General features: G+C 71.6%; 16 protein-coding genes. 12 read left to right on the top strand and 4 right to left on the bottom strand.

The window, feature by feature from the left end; all coding sequences use genetic code 11:
• Positions 1-117 precede the first annotated feature (117 nt).
• Positions 118-1128 carry a TerC family protein gene (locus tag CTE05_RS04640; RefSeq protein WP_146844943.1) on the top strand — a complete coding sequence of 337 codons (1011 nt, stop codon included), beginning with the start codon at positions 118-120 and terminating at the stop codon, positions 1126-1128.
• A 10-nt stretch (positions 1129-1138) separates the two neighbouring features.
• A complete protein-coding gene (locus CTE05_RS04635) occupies positions 1139-2248 on the top strand; it encodes a TerC family protein (protein ID WP_146844942.1) in 1110 nt (369 codons plus the stop codon).
• Here the strand turns inward: CTE05_RS04635 and CTE05_RS04630 are convergent.
• A complete protein-coding gene (locus CTE05_RS04630) occupies positions 2135-2419 on the bottom strand; it encodes a YciI family protein (protein ID WP_146844941.1) in 285 nt (94 codons plus the stop codon). The genes CTE05_RS04635 and CTE05_RS04630 overlap by 114 nt on opposite strands.
• A gap of 37 nt (positions 2420-2456) precedes the next feature.
• Between CTE05_RS04630 and CTE05_RS04625 the strand changes: the two genes are divergently transcribed.
• From CTE05_RS04625 to CTE05_RS04615, 3 genes are read left to right on the top strand one after another with little or no spacing between them, the layout of a single operon-like run.
• The gene (locus CTE05_RS04625) at positions 2457-3620 is read left to right on the top strand and encodes an acyl-CoA dehydrogenase family protein (protein WP_146844940.1); all 1164 of its coding nucleotides are present in this window, start codon (positions 2457-2459) and stop codon (positions 3618-3620) included.
• 1 nt (position 3621) lies between these two features.
• Positions 3622-4134: a GNAT family N-acetyltransferase gene (locus tag CTE05_RS04620; protein ID WP_146844939.1), complete on the top strand. Its 513-nt coding sequence runs from the start codon at positions 3622-3624 to the stop codon at positions 4132-4134.
• 29 nt (positions 4135-4163) lie between these two features.
• Positions 4164-5852: an AMP-binding protein gene (locus tag CTE05_RS04615; protein WP_146844938.1), complete on the top strand. Its 1689-nt coding sequence runs from the start codon at positions 4164-4166 to the stop codon at positions 5850-5852.
• Between the two features lie 4 nt (positions 5853-5856).
• Here the strand turns inward: CTE05_RS04615 and CTE05_RS04610 are convergent, their stop codons facing one another.
• Both CTE05_RS04610 and CTE05_RS04605 read right to left on the bottom strand, forming a co-directional pair.
• The gene (locus CTE05_RS04610; RefSeq protein WP_146844937.1) at positions 5857-6528 is read right to left on the bottom strand and encodes an MBL fold metallo-hydrolase; all 672 of its coding nucleotides are present in this window, start codon (positions 6526-6528) and stop codon (positions 5857-5859) included.
• Complete coding sequence (locus tag CTE05_RS04605) at positions 6525-8348, bottom strand: glycoside hydrolase family 15 protein (protein WP_146844936.1); 1824 nt, start codon at positions 8346-8348, stop codon at positions 6525-6527. The genes CTE05_RS04610 and CTE05_RS04605 overlap by 4 nt, the downstream gene beginning before the upstream one ends.
• Before the next feature lie 107 nt (positions 8349-8455).
• Here CTE05_RS04605 and uvrA point away from each other — a divergent pair, with 107 nt between their 5' ends.
• The gene (gene uvrA, locus CTE05_RS04600; protein ID WP_146844935.1) at positions 8456-11347 is read left to right on the top strand and encodes an excinuclease ABC subunit UvrA; all 2892 of its coding nucleotides are present in this window, start codon (positions 8456-8458) and stop codon (positions 11345-11347) included.
• 45 nt (positions 11348-11392) lie between these two features.
• Here uvrA and CTE05_RS04595 read toward each other — a convergent pair whose 3' ends face one another.
• Positions 11393-11905, bottom strand: coding sequence for an OsmC family protein (locus CTE05_RS04595; protein WP_146844934.1), 513 nt, complete (start codon positions 11903-11905; stop codon positions 11393-11395).
• A gap of 73 nt (positions 11906-11978) precedes the next feature.
• Here CTE05_RS04595 and uvrC point away from each other — a divergent pair, with 73 nt between their 5' ends.
• The 6 genes from uvrC to CTE05_RS04565 all read left to right on the top strand — a co-directional run bounded on the left by uvrC (position 11979) and on the right by CTE05_RS04565 (position 19471).
• Positions 11979-13997 carry an excinuclease ABC subunit UvrC gene (gene uvrC, locus CTE05_RS04590; RefSeq protein ID WP_146844933.1) on the top strand — a complete coding sequence of 673 codons (2019 nt, stop codon included), beginning with the start codon at positions 11979-11981 and terminating at the stop codon, positions 13995-13997.
• Positions 13994-14938, top strand: a complete 945-nt coding sequence (rapZ, locus tag CTE05_RS04585; protein ID WP_146844932.1) for an RNase adapter RapZ — start codon at positions 13994-13996, stop codon at positions 14936-14938. The genes uvrC and rapZ overlap by 4 nt, the downstream gene beginning before the upstream one ends.
• Positions 14935-15912 (top strand): gluconeogenesis factor YvcK family protein, encoded by a 978-nt coding sequence (locus CTE05_RS04580; RefSeq protein WP_146844931.1) that lies wholly within the window; start codon positions 14935-14937, stop codon positions 15910-15912. The genes rapZ and CTE05_RS04580 overlap by 4 nt, the downstream gene beginning before the upstream one ends.
• 50 nt (positions 15913-15962) lie before the next feature.
• Entirely contained in the window at positions 15963-16943 is a 981-nt protein-coding gene (gene whiA, locus CTE05_RS04575; protein WP_055914830.1) for a DNA-binding protein WhiA, read from the top strand.
• 206 nt (positions 16944-17149) lie between these two features.
• Positions 17150-18154, top strand: coding sequence for a type I glyceraldehyde-3-phosphate dehydrogenase (gap, locus tag CTE05_RS04570; RefSeq protein WP_146844930.1), 1005 nt, complete (start codon positions 17150-17152; stop codon positions 18152-18154).
• Between the two features lie 117 nt (positions 18155-18271).
• Entirely contained in the window at positions 18272-19471 is a 1200-nt protein-coding gene (locus CTE05_RS04565; protein ID WP_146844929.1) for a phosphoglycerate kinase, read from the top strand.
• The last annotated feature ends 2 nt before the right edge of the window (positions 19472-19473 follow it).

The raw sequence follows: 19473 nt of genomic DNA, 5'->3' as shown, positions 1-19473 counted from the left end.
CCGTCGTCATCACGGACCCGCTAGCGCGGTGCCCGGTGGGATCGGTCCGCAGCGGCAGGTCGCGCGGGCGGGGGAGACCTTCGGTACCGAAGCACATCTCGTACCGGAGGTTTCTGCATGGACGTGTCCGGCCTGGTCTGGGCAGCGACGGCGGTCTTCGTCGTCGGCCTGATCTTCTTCGACTTCTTCGCGCACGTGCGGACGCCGCACGCCCCGACCTTCCAGGAGTCGGCGCGCTGGTCGATCTTCTACATCGCCCTCGCGCTGGTCTTCGGCGTGGTGGTGGGCATGGTCTGGGGGTGGGGACCGGGCACCGAGTACTTCGCGGGGTACATCACCGAGAAGAGCCTCTCGGTCGACAACCTGTTCGTCTTCCTCATCATCATGACCAAGTTCGCCGTGCCGCGGGAGTACCAGCAGAAGGTGCTGCTGGTCGGCGTGGTCATCGCCCTGATCCTGCGGACCGTGTTCATCCTGGCGGGCGCCGCGGCGATCGAGCAGTTCTCGTGGGTCTTCTACATCTTCGGGCTGTTCCTGGTCTACACGGCCGTCAAGCTGGCCCGGGAGCACCACGACCCCGGCCACCACCCCGACCCGAGCGCGGAGCGGGACGGCATCGCGGTCCGCACGCTCAAGCGGGTGCTGCCGACGACCGACGAGTACCACGGCGACCGGCTGACGGTGAAGATCGACGGCAAGCGGTTCTTCACCCCGATGCTCGTGGTCATGGTGGCCATCGGGTCGACCGACATCCTCTTCGCGCTCGACTCGATCCCCGCGATCTACGGCCTGACCGAGGAGCCGTACATCGTCTTCACGGCCAACGCGTTCGCCCTGCTGGGCCTGCGGCAGCTGTACTTCCTCATCGGAGGCCTGCTGGAACGGCTGGTGTACCTCTCGCAGGGGTTGGCCGTCATCCTCGGCTTCATCGGCATCAAGCTCGTGCTCCACGCCCTGCACGTCAACGAGCTGCCGTTCATCAACAACGGGGAGCACGTCGAGTGGGCCCCCGAGATCCCCATCTGGCTGTCGCTCACGGTCATCCTCGGCACCCTTGCCGTGGCCACCGTGGCCAGCCTCCTGAAGACCCGCAACGACGCGCGCATCCCGTCGTCGAACGAGAGCTGAGGACTGCCCGGTGAATGTCGACCTCATGGTCTGGATCGTGTCCCTCGGGCTCGCGGGCGCCCTGCTCGTGGTCGACGTCGCCGTCGTCGCGCGGCGGCCGCACGTGCCGTCCACGGCCGAGTGCGTGCGGTACCTGGCGTTCTACATCAGCCTCGCGGTCCTCTTCGGCATCGGGGTGTGGGTCACCTCGGGTGCCGAGTACGCGGGCCAGTTCTACGCCGGCTGGCTGACGGAGTACTCGCTGTCGGTCGACAACCTCTTCGTGTTCCTGCTGATCATGAGCAAGTTCGCGGTGCCCAAGGCGTACCAGCAGACGGCGCTGCTCATCGGGATCATCTTGGCCCTGGTGTTCCGCGGCCTGTTCATCTGGGCGGGCGCGGCGGTCATCGACGCGTTCAGCTGGGTGTTCTACCTCTTCGGCGCGTTCCTCGTCTGGACGGCCTGGAAGGTCGGGCGTGAGGGCGAGGCCGGTGAGGACGACGAGTTCCACCCGCCGCTGATCCTGCGTCTGGTCCAGCGGTGGTTCCCGGCCACGCAGCAGTACCACGGGGTGAAGCTCACGGTCGTCGAGGGCGGACGCCGGCTGATCACGCCGATGTTCGTGGTCCTGGTCGCCCTGGGTGCCACGGACCTGCTGTTCGCGTTCGACTCGATCCCGGCGATCTTCGGGCTCACCAGCGAGCCGTACCTGGTGCTCATGGCCAACCTGTTCGCCCTGATGGGCCTGCGCCAGCTGTACTTCCTGCTGGGCGACCTGCTCAAGCGCCTGGTCTACCTGAACATCGGGCTGGCGGTCCTGCTCGGGTTCATCGGCGTCAAGCTGGTGATGCACGCGCTCCACGAGAACGAGGTGCCGTTCATCAACGGCGGCGAGCCTGTCTCGTGGGTGCCGGAGATCCCGATCGGGGTGTCCCTGGGGGCGATCGTCGTGATCCTGGGCGTCACCGCGATCGCGAGCATCCTCAAGGTCCGCAGCGACGAGCGCAGGGCGCTCACCGGCCTGGAGTCAGACGCTCCAGGGGCCGAGCACGACGTCCCAGCCGCGCACGTCAGCGTCCGCGACGATGCCCTCGCGGACGAAGGGGTCGTCCGCGAGGAGCGCAGCGACGACCTCCGCTGACGCGGCGCGGAAGACGAGCAGGGCTCCGGGGTCGCCGTCGGTGAAGGGACCGGAGCCGAGCAGCGTGCCGTGCTCGGCCAGCGCGGCCAGGTAGGTGCGGTGCTCGGCGCGGAAGTGGTCGCGCACGTCCGTGCGCTCGTCGTAGGTGTAGCGGACGGCATAGGTGGGCATGGCGTCATCCTGCCCGAGCCGGTGGCAGAGTGCAGACATGGCTCGGATCCTGAGGACCCTCCTGACCGACGACGTCCTGGCCCGCATCCACGAGCGCGCGCCGCTGCACGACCGGGAGAACACGTTCCCGTACGACGACCTCGCGGACCTGGTCGGGCTGGGGTACCTGACCGCGTTCGTGCCGGAGCGTCTCGGCGGTGCGGGGCTGACGCTCGAGGAGGTCGCGCGCGAGCAGGTCCGGCTGGCGGCGGCCGCACCCGCCACGGCGCTGGCGGTCAACATGCACCTGGTGGTCACCGGTCTGGCGGCTCTCCTCGTCAGCCGGGGTGACGACTCCGTGGAGTTCGTCCTGCGCGACGCGGCCGCGGGCGAGGTGTTCGCGTTCGGCAACTCCGAGCCGGGCAACGACCTGGTCATGTTCGGCTCACGCACCCGGGCCGAGCGGCAGGCGGACGGCTCGTACCGCTACACCGGCACGAAGATCTTCACGTCGTTGTCGCCGGTCTGGACCCGGCTGGCCACGTTCGGGCTCGACGACACGGACCCGGACGACCCGCGCCTGGTGCACGGCGTGGTCTCACGGGCGGACGGTGGCGTCGAGGCTCGCGACGACTGGGACACGCTCGGGATGCGCGCCACGCAGTCGGCCACGACCGTGCTCGACGGTGCCCGCGCGCCGGCCGACCGCGTGTACCGGTCCCTGCCGCCCGGGCCCAGCGCGGACCCTTTCGTGTTCGCCCTCTTCGCGGTGTTCGAGATCCTGCTCGGTGCGGTGTACACAGGCATCGGCCGGCGGGCGATCGAGCTCGGGGTCGAGGCCGCGCGGCGGCGGACGTCGATGAAGTTCGACGGGCGGTCCTACGCCCAGGACCCTGACATCCGCTGGCGGATCGCCGACGCGGTGCTGGCGCAGGACGGTGCGGAGCTGCAGGTGTTCGCGCTCGCGCGGGACGTCGACGAGCAGGCGGACCACGGCACGCGCTGGTTCGCGCAGCTGGTCGGGCTCAAGGTGCGCGCGACGGAGTCCGCGCGGGTGGTCGTGGACAACGCGATCCGCGTCTCCGGCGGTGGGTCGTACTTCGCCGGGAGCGAGCTGGGGAGGCTGTACCGGGACGTGCTGGCCGGGATCTTCCACCCGTCCGACGACGAGTCGGCGCACGCGACGCTCGCGACCTCGGTCCTCGGTCCGCCGGAGGGCTGACGTGGAGCTCCCTGACGAGCTGGCGCTGCCGGTGCCGGACGCCCGGCTGCGCGCGATGCGCGAGGACGACTGGCGGCTCGAGCAGACGCTGTCTCGGGTCCCCGACGTGCCGCCGTGGACGTACTACCCCGCGGACCTGACGTCCGAGGACGCCCGGGACCGGGTCGCGCGCAGCCTCGCGCTGCGGTCGCAGCGGCGTGGGGCCCGGTTCGTCGTCGAGCGGGAGGGTGCTGCCGTCGGGATGGTCGGGCTCGAGCTGCGCACCGACGTCCCGTCCGTGTACTACGCGTTCCTCCCGGCCGGTCGTCGCCTGGGGCTCGCGACCGAGGCGGTGCGTGCGGTCGCCCGGTGGGTCCTCGACCACGGTGCTCACGAGGTGCGGGCGTCGACCAGGCTCGAGAACGTGGCGAGCGAGCGGGTGCTGGAGCGTGCTGCGTTCCGTCGGGACGGTACCGGAGCCGGGCAGGACGGGACCGTGGTCACCCTCTGGGTCCGCGAACCTACTGTCGAGTAACTTACGCTTCCGTAGGTTACGCTCAACCCATGACCACCGTGGGCTCCGACCGTCCGTCCGCCGCCGCGTCCGGCGCCCCGCGAGAGGTCGCCATCCCCGACGAGCCCCTGACCGCGGCGCTCGACCGAGCAGCCCAGCGGTGGCCCGACCGGACCGCGGTGGACTTCCTCGGGGCGTCGACGACGTACCGCGAGCTCGCCGACGCCGTCGCGCGCGGGGCGCAGGTCCTGCTCGACCTCGGAGTCCGGCCTGGCGACCGCGTCGCGCTCGTGATGCCCAACTGCACGGGACACGTGATCGCGTTCTACGCCGCGCTGCGCATCGGCGCCGTCGTCGTCGAGCACAACCCGACGTACACGACCGGCGAGCTCGAGCACCAGCTCGCCGACTCCGGTGCCGTCGTCGCGCTCGTGTGGGAGAAGGCCGTGGAGCGTGTGCTGGAGTCCCTGCCGCGGACGGCCCTCAAGGCCGTCGTGGCCGTCGACCTGTCCGCGGACCTGCCCCGCGGCAAGCGGCTCGCGCTGCGGCTCCCGGTGCCGAGCGCGCGCCGCGCGCGGGAGGCCATGTGCGGCACGGTGCCGCCCGCCTTCCCGATGTGGCACCGGCTCGTCGCCAAGGCCACCCCCCTGGACCCGGCGCACCCGACGCCGTCCTCGTCCGAGGTCGCGCTGCTGCAGTACACCGGCGGGACCACCGGCACGCCCAAGGGGGCGATGCTCACGCACCGCAACCTCGTCGCGAACGCGGTGCAGGGGCACGCGTGGACAGGCGTCCAGCCGGGCACCGAGGTCGTCTACGGAGTGCTCCCGTTCTTCCACGCCTTCGGCCTCACGTTGTGCCTCAGCTACGCGATCCGCGTCGGAGCCACCCTCGTGGCCTTCCCGTCCTTCGACCCCCAGCGGGTGCTCGACGCGCAGCGCCGCCTCCCCGGGACGTTCCTGCCGGCCGTCCCGCCGATGCTCGACCGTCTCGCGGCTGCCGCGGAGGCGGCGGGCGCGGACCTCACGTCGTTCCGGTACGCGATCTCCGGGGCGATGGCGCTCCCGGCGTCGACCGCCCAGAAGTGGGAGCAGGTGACGGGTGGGCTGGTCATCGAGGGGTACGGCCTGACCGAGACGTCGCCGGTCGCTCTGGGCAACCCGCTGACCGACGCGCGCCGTCCCGGGACGCTGGGCCTGCCGTTCCCGAGCACCGGCATCCGTGTGGCCGACGTCGCGGACGTCACCCGCGACGTCGAGCAGGGCGAGCGCGGCGAGCTGCTGATCCGGGGCCCGCAGGTCTTCGCGGGCTACTGGGGGCGGCCCGACGAGACCGCCGAGCAGCTCCTCGACGACGGCTGGCTGCGCACCGGGGACATCGTCATGGTCGACGAGACCGGGTGGGTCGTGCTCGTCGACCGCATCAAGGAGGTCATCGTCAGCGGCGGGTTCAAGGTCTACCCGTCGCAGGTGGAGGACCACCTGCGCACCATGCCGGGCGTGGCGGACGTCGCCGTCGTCGGGATCCCCGGGGGCGACCTCGGGGAGACCGTCGTGGCCGCGGTCGTGCTGGAGCCGGGTGGCGGCGGCGTGGACCTCGAGGCGGTGCGCGCGTGGGGCGAACGGCACCTCGCGCGGTACGCCCTGCCCCGTCGGCTGGTCGTCCTGGACGAGCTGCCGCGGTCGCAGGTGGGCAAGGTCCTGCGACGCGTCGTCCGGGAGTCGGTGCTGGCGGGCTGACGGCTCACCAGCCGCGGGCGCGCCACTGCGGCAGCTGCCCGCGCTCGGCGCCGAGCGTCGTGTCGGGGCCGTGCCCCGGGTACACCCAGGTGTCGTCGCCGAACCGGTCGAAGACGCGTTCCACGACGTCGCGGTACAGCTGCTCGAACGCCTCCGGACCGGACGTCTTGCCGACGCCGCCCGGGAACAGCGAGTCGCCGGTGAACAGGTGCACGCGACCGCCCGGCTCGCGGTAGGCGAGAGCGACCGAGCCCGGGGTGTGCCCGCGCAGCCCGACGACGGTCAGGGTCACGTTGCCGACCCGCACGGTGTCGCCGTCGTGCAGGCGCTGCGTCACGGCGATGTCCGTCGACTCGGCGACCGCGTCGGCGTCGTCGGCGCCGGCCGCGACCCGCGCCCCCGTCACGGCGACCACCGACGCCAGGGCACGGCTGTGGTCCGCGTGCCGGTGGGTGGTCACCACCAGGTCGAGCTGGGTCGTCCCCTCCCGCAGCAGCGCGAGGAGGCGGTCGGGGTCGTCGGCGGCGTCGACCAGCAGCTGGGCGCCCACGACCCGGCAGGTCAGCAGGTAGACGTTGTTCTGCATCGGCCCGACCGCGGCCTTGCGGATCTCGAGCTCGTCGAGCACGCGGACGTCGCTGGGGCCGCCTACGCGGACGTCACCCGTGTACGTCATCGGGCTCGCCGCGCCAGGGCGAGGTCGTGGCTGTGGACCGCGCGGACGAGCGCGAGGTGCGACAGGGCCTGGGGCACGTTGCCGGCCATCCGGCCGCCGACGGGGTCGTACTGCTCCGCCAGCAGGCCGACGTCGTTGGCCAGGCCGACGAGGATGTCGAGGACCTTGGTCGACCCCTCGACGTCGTCGGTGCGGGCGAGCGCGTCGGCGAGCCAGAACGAGCAGGCGAGGAACGCGTGCTCGTCGCCGGCGAGGCCGTCGTCGGTGTGCTCGGTCCGGTAGCGCAGCAGCAGGCCGGGGGCGATCTCCAGCTCTGCGCGGATCGCTGCGAGGGTCGACAGGACCCGCGGGTCGTCCGGCGGCAGGAAACCCACCTGCGCGATCTGCAGCAGGGCGGCGTCGGTGTGCTCGGCGCCGTACGACTGCACGAACGTGTTGCGGGCCGCGTTCCACCCGTACGTCAGGACGTCCGCGTGGATGGCGTCGCGCTCCGCGCGCCACCGGTCCACTGGCCCGTCGAGCCCGTGCTTCTCCGCGGCCCGGACCGCGCGGTCGACCGCCGCCCAGGCCATCACCTTCGAGTGCGTGAAGTGGCGCGGGTCGCCGCGGACCTCCCAGATGCCGCGGTCGGGCCGCCGCCACCGCCCCAGCAGGTCGTCGACCAGGTGTCGCTGGAGCGACCAGGAGTCGTCCGTCTCGTGCAGGCCGGCCTCACGCGCGAGCTCGAGGGCGCACATCACCTCGCCGAGCACGTCGTTCTGCACCTGGCCGACCGCCGCGTTCCCCACGCGGACGGGACGCGAGCCGGCGTAGCCCGTGAGGTGGTCGAGCTCCCGCTCCGGGAGGTGCCGCCCGCCGTCGACGCGGTACATGATCTGCAGGTCCGACGACCGGCCGGCGACCGCACGCAGCAGCCAGTCCCGCCACTCGGTCGCCTCCCCGCGGTACCCGTGCTCGAGCAGCGCCTCCAGGGTCATCGCCGCGTCGCGCAACCAGCAGTAGCGGTAGTCCCAGTTCCGCTCGCCGCCGAAGTCCTCGGGCAGGGACGTCGTGGCGGCTGCGACGATCCCGCCCGTCTCGGAGTCCGTGAGCAGCCTCAGGACCAGCAGGGACCGCACGACCGCGTCCCGGTAGGAGCCCTGGTACTCGCAGCTGCCGGCCCACAGCCCCCACGAGATCCGGGTGGAGTCGATCCGGTCCGCGATGGTCAGCCGGGGCGGCACGGCGTCCCAGGACCGCGTCCAGGTCAGCGCCAGCTCGACCGACTCGCCCTCCTGCAGGGTGAACCGGTCGGCGTGCCGGTGGTCGACGGGACGGGGGAGGCGGTCACCGCGCAGCAGCAGCGAGTCCGGGCCGGCGATCGCCTGGATCGCGTCGTCCCCGGCGTCGTCGGTGATGTGCCGGACCCACGGCACGACCGCGCCGTACCCGAACCGCACCACCCACTCGTGCTCCACCTCGACGCTGCCGCGCGTGCAGACGAGCCGGCGCACCAGGTCCGCGCGGCCGTCGTTGAGGGGCATGGTCTCGTGCGCGACGGCGGTCCCCGCCGGTGTCTCGTAGGTCGTCTCCAGCACGAACGAGGAGTCGACGTAGCGCCGGGTGACGGTCGTCGCGTCCCTCACCGTCAGGAGCCAGCGTCCGTTGTCCGGCGTGCCGAGCAGGCGGGCGAAGCTGGCCGCCGAGTCGAACGTGGGCAGGCACAGCCAGTCGATCGAGCCGCGCAGGGAGACGAGCGCGGCGGTCTTGCCGTCCCCGAGGACGGCATAGTCCTCGATGGGTACCAGCGGGGGGTCGACTACGGCGTCTGGTCTCTCCACGAGGCGAGCATGACCCGGGAGCCGGGGACCGGCACGTCGACGCGGTGTGCTTACGCTCACGTCGAACAGATGTGCGATTGTCAGTGGGGCCACGTAGACTCCCCGCCGTGAACGAACGACTGGTGGTGCAGGGCGCCCGCGAGCACAACCTCCGTAACGTCGACCTCGATCTCCCGCGTGACAAGCTCATCGTGTTCACCGGTCTGTCGGGGTCCGGGAAGTCGTCGCTGGCCTTCGACACCATCTTCGCGGAGGGGCAGCGGCGCTACGTCGAGTCGCTGTCCGCGTACGCGCGGCAGTTCCTCGGGCAGATGGACAAGCCCGACGTCGACTTCATCGAAGGCCTCTCGCCGGCGGTGTCCATCGACCAGAAGTCGACCAACCGCAACCCGCGGTCGACGGTCGGCACCATCACCGAGGTCTACGACTACCTGCGGCTCCTGTACGCGCGGGCGGGCACCCAGTACTGCCCGGTCTGCGGCGAGCGCGTCACCGCGCAGACGCCCCAGCAGATCGTCGACCGGCTGCTCGAGCTGCCCGAGGGCACGCGCTACCAGGTGCTCGCACCGGTCGTCCGCGGTCGCAAGGGCGAGTACGCCGACCTGTTCAAGGAGCTGCAGAGCAAGGGCTTCTCACGCGCCCGGGTGGACGGCGAGGTCATCCAGCTCACCGAGCCGCCGACGCTCGAGAAGAAGCTCAAGCACGACATCGAGGTGGTCATCGACCGCCTGGTCTCCCGGGAGGGCGTCAAGCGGCGCCTGACCGACTCGGTCGAGACCGCGCTCGGGCTGGCCGGGGGCCTGCTCGTCGTCGAGCTGGTCGACGCCGACATCGACGACCTCAACCGCGAGCGACGGTTCTCCGAGCACCGGGCGTGCCCGAACGACCACGTGTTGACGCTCGACGAGATCGAGCCCCGCACGTTCTCGTTCAACGCCCCGTACGGCGCGTGCCCGGAGTGCACCGGCATCGGGTCCCGCCTCGAGGTGGACCCCGAGCTCGTGATCCCGGACGAGGACCTGTCGCTCGACGACGGCGCGGTCGCGCCCTGGTCGCAGATCTCCAGCGAGTACTTCGCCCGCGTGCTCAGCGCCCTGGCGTCGGACATGGGCTTCTCGACGTCCGTGCCGTGGCGGGCGCTCCCGCAGCGGGCGAAGGACGCGGTGCTGCACGGCCAGAACCACGAGGTGAAGGTCCGGTACAAGAACCGCTGGGGCCGCGAGCGGCAGTACTCCACGGGCTTCGAGGGCGTCATCACGTTCCTCGAGCGCCGGCACACCGAGACCGACTCGGACTGGAGCAAGGAGAAGTACGAGGCCTTCATGCGTGAGGTGCCGTGCCCGGTGTGCGAGGGTGCGCGGCTCAAGCCCGAGGTGCTCGCCGTGCGGGTCGGCGGGAAGTCCATCGCCGAGGTCTGCACGCTGCCCATCCGCGAGGCGCGCGCGTTCCTCGACGGCCTGGAGCTGGGGGAGCGGGAGCGCGCGATCGCCGCGCAGGTGCTCAAGGAGATCCAGGCGCGCCTCGGCTTCCTGCTCGACGTCGGCCTCGACTACCTCTCGCTGACCCGGCCGGCGGCGACGCTGTCCGGCGGCGAGGCGCAGCGCATCCGGCTCGCGACGCAGATCGGGTCCGGCCTCGTGGGCGTGCTCTACGTCCTCGACGAGCCGAGCATCGGCCTGCATCAGCGGGACAACCGCCGCCTGATCGACACGCTCACGCGCCTGCGGGACCTGGGCAACACGCTGATCGTCGTCGAGCACGACGAGGACACCATCCGCACGGCAGACTGGATCGTCGACATCGGCCCCGGTGCCGGCGAGCACGGCGGGCGCGTGGTCCACTCCGGGGACCTGGCAGGGCTACTGTCGTCCGCCGAGTCGGTGACGGGCGCGTACCTGTCCGGCCGGCGCTCCATCCCGATGCCGCAGCTCCGCCGACCCGTCGACACGAGCCGTCAGCTCACGGTCGTCGGCGCACGGGAGCACAACCTGCAGGGCATCGACGTGACGTTCCCGCTGGGAGTGCTCACGGCGGTCACCGGGGTGTCCGGGTCCGGGAAGTCGACCCTGGTCAACGCGATCCTGTACACGGTGCTCGCCAACGAGCTCAACGGGGCGCGCCAGGTCGCCGGCCGGCACAAGCGCGTGACCGGTCTGGAGCACCTCGACAAGGTCGTGCACGTCGACCAGGGCCCCATCGGCCGCACCCCGCGCTCCAACCCCGCCACCTACACCGGGGTCTGGGACCACGTCCGCCGCCTGTTCGCGGAGACCACCGAGGCCAAGGTCCGCGGCTACACGCCGGGCCGGTTCTCGTTCAACGTCAAGGGCGGCCGCTGCGAGGCGTGCTCCGGCGACGGCACCCTGAAGATCGAGATGAACTTCCTCCCGGACGTCTACGTCCCGTGCGAGGTCTGCCACGGCGCGCGGTACAACCGCGAGACGCTCGAGGTGCACTTCAAGGGCAAGACCGTCGCCGACGTGCTGAACATGCCGATCGAGGAGGCCGCGGAGTTCTTCGCCGCCGTCCCCGCGATCTCCCGGCACCTGCGCACGCTGGTCGACGTCGGCCTGGGTTACGTGCGGCTCGGCCAGCCCGCTCCGACGCTCTCGGGCGGCGAGGCGCAGCGCGTGAAGCTCGCCGCGGAGCTGCAGCGTCGCTCGACGGGCCGGACCATCTACGTCCTGGACGAGCCGACGACCGGGCTGCACTTCGAGGACATCCGCAAGCTGCTCGGGGTGCTCCAGTCGCTGGTCGACAAGGGCAACTCCGTGATCGTGATCGAGCACAACCTCGACGTGATCAAGAACGCCGACTGGGTCATCGACATGGGACCCGAGGGTGGCAGCGGCGGCGGACTCGTCATCGCCGAGGGCACCCCGGAGCACATCGCCTCCGTGGCGGCCAGCCACACCGGTCGCTTCCTCGCCGAGGTGCTCGAGCCGGAACCGCAGCCGTTGAAGCGCAAGCGTGCCGTCAAGCAGCCCATCCCGGCCTAGCAGTCGGGTGGGGCGACCGACGGCCGGCCCGGACGGGGTGGCGCGCTAGTGCGAGACGGACTGTGCTGTTCGCACCGGGACGGGCTCGTGCCGGACCGGGAAGTTCACGGACCGCGCGATGAAGCAGTGCTCGTGCGCCTGGTGGTGGATGTCGGCGAGCACGCCGTCGGTGACCGCCGCGCCCGTCGGCAGGTGCGCGCCCGCTGCGAGAGTCACGCGGGGGCGGAGCACGACCTCGCGGAACTGCCCCTGCCCCGCGGCCTCGATCCGCATCGTGCCCACGGCCTGGTCCTCGTAGCCCACCACGACGATGCCCGCAGCCGAGGCCAGGTGCAGGAACCAGAGCATGTGGCACTGCGCGAGCGCGCTGACCAGCAGCTCCTCGGGGTTGTACCTCGTCGGGTCGCCACGGAACGCCGGGTCCGACGAGCCCAGCAGCGGCGGCTTCGAGCCGATCCGGACCTCGTGGTCGCGGCTGTACGCGGTGTAGCTGGAGGTTCCGGTCCGGCCTGCGCCGGTCCAGGTGACGTCGACGGAATACGTGTGGAGGGGGCCCATCAGCCCACGGTAGCGGCGTCTGTCCGGCCCCGTGCGGTCGGTGGCGTCGGCGGTGCGAACTACGCTCGAGAACATGGCTGATCCCGCCACGTACCGGCCCGCTCCTGGCGAGATCCCCGACTCGCCGGGGGTCTACCGCTTCCGCGACGAGCACGGCCGCGTCATCTACGTCGGCAAGGCCAAGAGCCTGCGCTCCCGCCTGTCCAGCTACTTCCAGGACCTGTCGGGGCTGCACCAGCGGACGCGGCAGATGGTGACGACGGCGGCGTCGGTGCAGTGGACGGTCGTCGGCAACGAGGTCGAGGCGCTGGCGCTGGAGTACTCCTGGATCAAGGAGTTCGACCCCCGGTTCAACGTGAAGTACCGCGACGACAAGTCCTACCCGTACCTCGCGGTGACCCTGGCCGACGAGTTCCCCCGCATCCAGGTCATGCGCGGCGCCAAGCGCAAGGGCACGCGCTACTTCGGCCCGTACGCGCACGCGTGGGCCATCCGGGAGACCGTCGACCTGCTGCTGCGCGTGTTCCCCGTCCGGACGTGCTCGGCAGGGGTGTTCAAGCGGGCGCACCAGCAGGGCCGGCCGTGCCTGCTGGGGTACATCGACAAGTGCTCGGCACCCTGCGTCGGGCGGATCTCCCCGGACGACCACCAGCAGCTGGCCCAGGACTTCTGCGACTTCATGGCGGGCGACACCGCCAAGTTCACGCGGCGGCTCACCGCGCGCATGAAGGAGGCCGCGGCGGAGCTGGACTACGAGCGCGCGGCGCGCCTCCGGGACGACATCGCGACGCTTCAGCGCGCCACCGAGAAGAACGCGGTCGTCCTGGCGGACGGGACGGACGCGGACATCTTCGCGCTGGCCGGCGACGAGCTCGAGGCGGCCGTGCAGGTCTTCCACGTGCGCGACGGGCGCATCCGGGGGCAGCGCGGCTGGGTGGTGGAGAAGGTCGAGGACATCACCGACGCGGAGCTCGTCGAGCACCTGCTCCAGCAGATCTACGGCTCGGAGGCTGCCGCCGGTGACGGGGGCGCAGGGTCGTCCGCCGTCCCGCGCGAGGTGCTCGTCCCGGTGCTGCCGCCGGACGTCGACCAGGTGCAGGCCTGGCTGACCGGCCTGCGCGGCAGCCGCGTCTCGGTGCGCATCCCGCAGCGCGGGGACAAGCGCGAGCTCGCGGCGACGGTGCACCGCAACGCCGAGCACGCACTCGTGCTGCACCGCACCCGGCGCGCGGGCGACCTCACCACCCGCAGCCAGGCGCTCCAGGAGATCCAGGAGGCGCTGGACCTGCCGTCGGCACCGCTGCGGATCGAGTGCTACGACGTCTCGCACAACCAGGGGACGTACCAGTCGGCGTCCATGGTGGTGTTCGAGGACGGTCTGGCGCGCAAGAGCGAGTACCGCCTGTTCACCGTCCGCGGTCCCGAGGGCCAGGGCGCGCGCGACGACACCGCGGCGATGCACGAGGTGATCACCCGGCGGTTCCGGCGCTACCTGGCGGAGCGGTCGGACGCGCGTGACGTGGAGCTGGGCACGGGGGAGGACGACGACGGTCTGCCGGTGCGCTCGGGACCGATCGACGAGGTCACGGGCAAGCCGGTGCGGTTCGCGTACCCGCCGAACCTCGTCGTCGTGGACGGTGGCCCGCCGCAGGTCGCGGCGGCGAAGGCCGCGATGGAGGAGCTCGGGATCGACGACGTCGCGCTCGTCGGGCTGGCCAAGCGGCTCGAGGAGGTCTGGCTGCCAGGGGAGGAGTACCCGGTGATCCTGCAGCGCAGCTCGGAGGGGCTGTACCTGCTCCAGCGGCTGCGCGACGAGGCCCACCGGTTCGCGATCACCGCGCACCGCAAGCGCCGGAGCAAGGGCATGACCACGTCGGTGCTCGACGGCGTGCCCGGGCTCGGGCCGGCGCGTCAGGCCGCACTGCTGCGGCACTTCGGCTCGGTCAAGCGGCTGCGGGCCGCGTCCGTGGAGGAGATCGCCTCGGTGCAGGGGATGGGGGACCGCACCGCCGCCGCGGTCGTCGCCGCGCTGGCCTCCCCGGGAGTGGCGTCGGAGCAGGTCACCGAGTCGGCTGGCATGCTGGAGGCATGAGCGACGAGCCTTCGCCGATCACGGTGCCCACCGGGATCCCCGCCCTCGAGGCGGCCACCGAGGCGCCCCTCCTGAGCCAGCCACAGGTCCTGATCATCACCGGCATGTCCGGGGCGGGCCGGACCCGGGCGGCCGCCGTGCTCGAGGACCTCGACTGGTACGTCATCGACAACCTGCCCGCCCAGATGCTCACGCACCTGGTCGGCATGCTGACCAGCGGGCCGGCGGGCGCCCGCGCCCAGCGGCTCGCCGCCGTCATCGACGTGCGGGGGCGGGAGTTCTTCCGTGACCTCGCGCCGGTGCTGGCCGGGCTGCGCGAGTCCGGGGTCGAGTACCGCATCCTGTTCCTCGACGCGTCGGACGAGGTGCTGGTCCGCCGGTTCGAGCAGGTCCGCCGCCCGCACCCGCTGCAGGGTGAGGGCCGCATCCTCGACGGCATCGGGGAGGAGCGCGCCATCCTCGCCGACCTGCGGGAACGCGCGGACACGCTCATCGACACCTCCGAGCTGAACGTGCACGACCTCGCGCGCGAGGTCCGGGCCGTGGTCGCCAGCGGCGCCGAGGACGCGCTGCGGATCTCGATCGTGTCGTTCGGGTTCAAGTACGGGATCCCGCTGGACGCCGACCACGTCGTCGACATGCGGTTCCTGTCCAACCCGTACTGGATCACCGAGCTGCGGCACCTGACGGGTCGCGACGCCCCGGTGCGGGACTACGTCCTCGGGCTGCCCGGGGCGGTCACGTTCATCGACCGTTACGTCGACGCGCTCGAGCCGGTCCTCGCCGGGTACCTCAACGAGGAGAAGCGCTACGTGACGATCGCCGTCGGGTGCACCGGCGGCAAGCACCGCTCGGTCGCGGTCAGCGAGGCGATCGCCGCGAGGCTGCGGGAGCGAGGGCACCTCGTGGCCGTGTCGGCCCGTGACCTCGGCAAGGAATGAGGGCGGTCGCGCCGGCCGTCGTCGCCCTCGGTGGTGGGCACGGCCTGTCGGCGTCGCTGTCCGCGCTGCGGCTGATGACGGACCGGATCACCGCGGTGGTCACCGTCGCGGACGACGGGGGCTCGTCCGGCCGGCTCCGCAACGAGCTCGGGGTGCTGCCCCCGGGGGACCTGCGCATGGCGCTGTCCGCCCTGTGCGACGACTCCGACTGGGGCCGGACCTGGCGCGACGTGCTCCAGCACCGCTTCAGCTCGTCCGGGGACCTGGACCAGCACGCCGTGGGCAACCTGCTGATCGTGGCGCTGTGGGAGCTGCTCGGGGACACGGTCGAGGGTCTCGACTGGGTGGGCAGGCTGCTGGGCGCGCGCGGCCGGGTCCTGCCGATGGCAGCCGTCCCGCTGCGCATCGAGGCGGACGTCGTCGACGACGCGGGCACGTCCACCCGCGTCGTCGGGCAGAGCGCCGTCGCCGTGACGACGGGGCGGATCTCGCAGGTCCGCCTGGAGCCGTCCGACCCGCCGGCCTGCCCGGAGGCCGTGTCCGCGATCGAGGCGGCCGACTGGGTCGTGCTCGGGCCGGGCTCCTGGTACACCTCCGTGCTGCCGCACCTCCTCGTCCCCGGGCTGCGGGACGCGCTGCACCGCACGAGCGCGCGGACGATCGTGACGCTCAACCTCGCGTCGGGTGAATCGGGGGAGACGGCGGGCATGCGGGCGGACCAGTACCTCGAGGTCCTGCACTCGCACGCGCCGGAGCTGCGGGTCGACGCCGTCGTCGCGGACCCGAGCGCCGTCGAGGACGTCGCCGCGCTCGCCGCACGGTCCGCGGACCTGGGAGCCCGTCTCCTGCTGCGCCAGGTCAGCCGTGGTGACGGGACACCACGACACGACCCGCTGCGGCTCGCCGGGGCCTACTCCGACGTGCTCGACGGGTTTCTCGGGGACGTCGGGACGCGCGAGAAGGCACCCGAGTAGGTGACCGGACCGGTCCCGGACACGTGTCCCGCAATGGCAGGATGCACCCCATGGCGTTGACGGCACAGGTGAAGGACGAGCTCGCCCGTCTGAAGGTGGACAAGACGTCCTCACGGAAGGCCGAGGTCTCGGCCACCCTGAGGTTCGCCGGGGGGCTGCACATCATCTCGGGTCGGATCGTCATCGAGGCAGAGCTGGACACGGGCATCGCGGCCCGCCGGCTCCGGCAGGCGATCGCCGAGGTCTACGGGCACGAGAGCGAGATCATCGTCGTGTCCGGCGGTGGCCTGCGGCGCGGCAGCCGGTACGTCGTCCGGGTGGTCAAGGACGGTGAGTCGCTCGCGCGGCAGACGGGCCTGCTGGACAACCGCGGGCGTCCGGTGCGCGGCCTGCCGCCGCAGGTCGTGTCCGCGGGTGTGGCGGAAGCCGAGGCCGCGTGGCGCGGTGCGTTCCTCGCGCACGGCTCGCTCACCGAGCCCGGCCGGTCGTCGGCCCTCGAGGTCACGTGCCCGGGTCCGGAGGCAGCGCTGGCCCTGGTCGGCGCCGCGCGGCGTCTCGGGATCGCCGCCAAGGCGCGGGAGGTGCGCGGCATCGACCGCGTCGTCATCCGGGACGGTGACGCGATCAGCGCGATGCTGGCCCGGCTCGGCGCGCACGAGACGATGCTGGTCTGGGAGGAGCGCCGGGTCCGGCGCGAGGTGCGCGGCACGGCCAACCGGCTGGCGAACTTCGACGACGCCAACCTGCGCCGGTCCGCACGCGCCGCCGTGGCGGCCGGTGCGCGGGTCGAGCGGGCGTTCGAGATCCTGGGCGACGAGCTCCCCGAGCACCTGCGCGAGGCGGGGGAGCTGCGCCTGGCGCACAAGGAGGCGTCGCTCGAGGAGCTCGGCAAGCTCGCGGTGCCGACGCTGACGAAGGACGCGGTCGCGGGACGGATCCGGCGGCTGCTGGCGACCGCGGACAAGCGTGCGGTGGAGCTGGGCATCCCCGACACCGAGGCCGGCCTGAGCCCTGACCTGCTCGACCTCTGAGCGGCGCCGGGACCTTCGTCCTGACTCCGTGGACGCGGTCCGCGTGACCACCGTCACGGGTATAGGCTCGGGTCATCCGACCGCCTGACGTGCGTCCGTGCTGTGCACGGGAGCCCGGTGAGACGGTCGGAGCGCACAGCGGCGTGCGTGACCCCATCACCAAAATGTGTGCGCCGGCCCCCCGTCGGCGCTGCCGAGGAGGGCAAGTGACCATCCGCGTCGGTATCAATGGCTTCGGCCGTATCGGGCGTAATTTCTACCGGGCGATCATCGCGTCCGGCGCCGACATCGAGATCGTCGGTGTGAACGACCTCACGGACAACAAGACGCTCGCGCACCTGCTCAAGTACGACACCGTGCTGGGCCGGTTCCCGCTGAGCGTCGACTTCGACGACGAGAACATCATCGTCGACGGCAAGAAGATCCGTGCCCTCGCCGAGCGCGACCCCGCCAGCCTCCCCTGGAAGGAGCTGGGCGCGGACATCGTCATCGAGTCGACCGGCTTCTTCACGGACGCCACCAAGGCGAAGGCGCACATCGACGCCGGCGCCAAGAAGGTCATCATCTCCGCCCCGGCGAAGAACGAGGACGCCACGTTCGTCGTCGGCGTGAACCACGAGTCGTACGACCCCGCGACGCAGCACATCATCTCGAACGCGTCGTGCACGACGAACTGCCTCGCCCCGGTCGCGAAGGCGCTCAACGACTCGATCGGCATCGAGCGTGGCCTCATGACCACGATCCACGCCTACACGGGTGACCAGAACCTGCAGGACGGCCCCCACAAGGACCTCCGTCGTGCCCGCGCCGCGGCGCAGAACATCGTCCCCACCTCGACCGGTGCGGCCAAGGCCGTGGCGCTCGTGCTCCCGGAGCTCAAGGGCAAGCTCGACGGCTTCGCGCTGCGCGTGCCGACGATCACCGGCTCGGCCACGGACCTGACGTTCACGGCCTCGCGCGAGGTCACCGTCGAGGAGGTCAACGCTGCGGTCAAGGCCGCCGCCGAGGGCCCGCTCAAGGGCATCCTCGAGTACGTCGAGGACGAGATCGTGTCGAGCGACATCGTCACCAACCCGCACCAGAGCATCTTCGACTCCAAGCTCACCAAGGTGAGCGGCGACCTGGTCAAGATCATCGCCTGGTACGACAACGAGTGGGGCTACTCGAACAGCCTCGTCGCGCTCACCGAGTACGTCGGCGAGCGTCTCTGACGCTCTCGTCGCACCTGTAGTGACGGTCATGCGTCCGCGTGCGCCCCGGCCCCTGTGGCCCGGGCGCACGCGGACGCTGCCGTGTCAGCCCCTGCTCGAGTCACGGGAAGAAGACGCATGAAGACCATCGAGGACCTCGGCGACCTGCGCGGCAAGCGCGTGCTCGTCCGCTCCGACTTCAACGTGCCGCTCGACGGCACCACCATCACGGACGACGGCCGCGTGCGCGCGGCCCTCCCGACGCTCCAGGCGCTGCTCACCGCCGGTGCGCGCGTGGTCGTGACGGCCCACCTCGGCCGCCCCAAGGGCGCCCCGGAGGACAAGTACTCGCTCAAGCCCGTCGCCGACCGGCTCGCCGAGGTGCTCGGACAGCCGGTCGCCCTGGCGACCGACGTCGTCGGCGACTCGGCCAAGGCCACCGTCGCCGCGCTGCAGGACGGCGAGATCGCGCTGCTGGAGAACATCCGGTTCGACCCCCGCGAGACGTCGAAGGTCGACGCCGAGCGCGCCGAGCTGGCCGGTGAGCTCGCGGAGCTGGCCGATGTGTTCGTGTCCGACGGTTTCGGCGTCGTGCACCGCAAGCAGGCGTCCGTGTACGACGTCGCGCTCGTGCTCCCGCACGCCGTCGGCAAGCTCGTCCTCAAGGAGGTCGCGTCGCTGCGCAAGGCGACCGACGACCCGGCACGGCCCTACGTCGTCGTCCTCGGCGGCTCCAAGGTGTCGGACAAGCTCGGTGTCATCGCCAACCTGCTGACCAAGGCGGACCGCCTGCTCATCGGTGGCGGCATGCTCTTCACGTTCCTCGCGGCCAAGGGCTACTCGGTGGGCAACTCGCTCCTCGAGGAGGACCAGATCGAGACCGTCAAGGGCTACCTCGCGCAGGCGGAGGAGGCCGGCGTGGAGATCGTGCTGCCGACCGACATCGTCGTCGCCGACGAGTTCAAGGCCGACTCCCCGGCGCAGGTCGTCGCTGCGGACGCCATCCCCGACGGGAAGATCGGCCTCGATATCGGTCCCGACTCGAGCGCTCTGTTCGCGTCGAAGATCGTCGACGCCAAGACGGTCGTCTGGAACGGCCCGGCCGGGGTGTTCGAGTTCGAGGCGTTCTCCGGTGGCACCCGTGCCGTCGCGCAGGCGCTCGTCGACGCGGGCGCCAACGGCGGCTTCACGATCGTCGGCGGTGGCGACTCCGCCGCGGCCGTGCGCACGCTCGGCTTCGACGAGGCCGGGTTCGGACACATCTCGACCGGTGGTGGCGCGAGCCTCGAGTTCCTCGAGGGCAAGACGCTCCCCGGCATCGCGGTTCTGGAGGACTGAGC

Origin of the sequence: Cellulomonas terrae, assembly GCF_007990265.1 — a bacterium.
GTDB classification, from domain to species: Bacteria; Actinomycetota; Actinomycetes; order Actinomycetales; family Cellulomonadaceae; genus Cellulomonas; species Cellulomonas terrae.
Note: the sequence above shows the minus strand (reverse complement) of the source record. Positions and strands in the feature narration are given on the sequence as shown.